Raw genomic sequence first — 1,199 nt, forward strand, 5'->3', positions numbered from 1 at the left:
GCAGACCTGCACCACCAGTACCGCTCAGCGCTGGCGCATCACAGACGCCGCCGTCGACGAGGTGACCTACACCGTCTACCGCGAAGCGAACCCCACCGCTGACCAGCTCGACGCGTACGCCCGCATCGACGCGGCCGTCGGAGCAGCCGTCGACCGCTACAACGCCCGCACCGACATCTCCAAGCACCTCCGTGTCTCCTACGACCCGGCAGTGCGCACGGCGAATGCAGGTCTCAGCGGCACCATGAACTTCGGCGCAGATCGGCGATTCATGGTCGAGGGGGTCGCCCTGCACGAGATGGGGCACACCCTGGGCATCGGCACCAGTGGCGGGTACTACGCGAAGTGCGTCGACGGAGTCTGGACCGGCACCACCGCCGTCGCCCTCCTCCAGTCCTGGGACGGCGCAGGAGCCCGGCTCAACTGCAGCAACCCGCACATCTGGCCCTACGGCCTGAACTACCCGAACGAGTACAACGAGGTGAACTTCGACCGCAACGTCGACCTCACCGAGGCGATGATCCGCGACGGGATGTGACCTGACCGGAGAGCCCGGCCGTCGTCCCTGATCCGGGCAGCGGCCGGGCTCCGTCGTTCTCCGTGTTCGAGGCGATCTCGCGAGGTGGAGCGCTCGCACCCGGCCTCTCACCACTCGTGCAGACGACGCCCCGACCGGTCGGAGGGCGGCGGAGACGACGAGAGGGCGGGACCCGGCCTGAGCCGGATCCCGCCCTCTCGTCGCGCCTCGCGGTCGGCCGGACGTCAGGCCCACCGCGCGACGTCCGATCTCAGCTGCAGGTCGTCAGGGCGTACGCCGCCTGCATCTTCGTCCGACGCGTCGTGCCGCCGGACTGGGCCGAGAGATCCACCGTCACAGCACCCGCGGCGACGCTCGCCTTGCGGGTCGAGAAGGCATGCGACACGGTCCGTCCGGCCGCCAGCGAGACGGTCTTGGTGCCGAAGTCGGAGGTGAGGACCGCGTCCATGGTCACCGCTGCCGTGTTCTTCACCGTGACGACGACGACGACCTTGCCGGAGACGCAGCGCGCGGACGCCTGGGTGGTGACGCCCGAGAAGACGGGATCCACCACACTCGTGACGGTCCACTTCAGCACCGCAGCGCCGAGATCGGGCGCCTGGAGCGCCGCAGCGGCGCCGACTGTGTCGACCGAGCCGTCGATGCCGAGCGAGAGCATGTT

At 69.4% G+C, this 1,199-nt stretch carries 1 protein-coding gene and 1 pseudogene; one reads left to right on the forward strand and one right to left on the reverse strand.

The features are described from left to right. Window positions 1-538, forward strand: a 538-nt coding sequence (locus C5C10_RS18000) for a hypothetical protein (protein WP_104329884.1), incomplete at its 5' end; no start/stop codon positions are given. Window positions 539-788: 250 nt separating this feature from the next. Here C5C10_RS18000 and C5C10_RS18005 read toward each other — a convergent pair. Next, window positions 789-1,199: pseudogene (locus tag C5C10_RS18005) on the reverse strand (hypothetical protein); the annotation flags it as partial.

It is taken from the genome of Rathayibacter sp. AY1A3, assembly GCF_002930975.1.
Lineage (GTDB): Bacteria > Actinomycetota > Actinomycetes > Actinomycetales > Microbacteriaceae > Rathayibacter.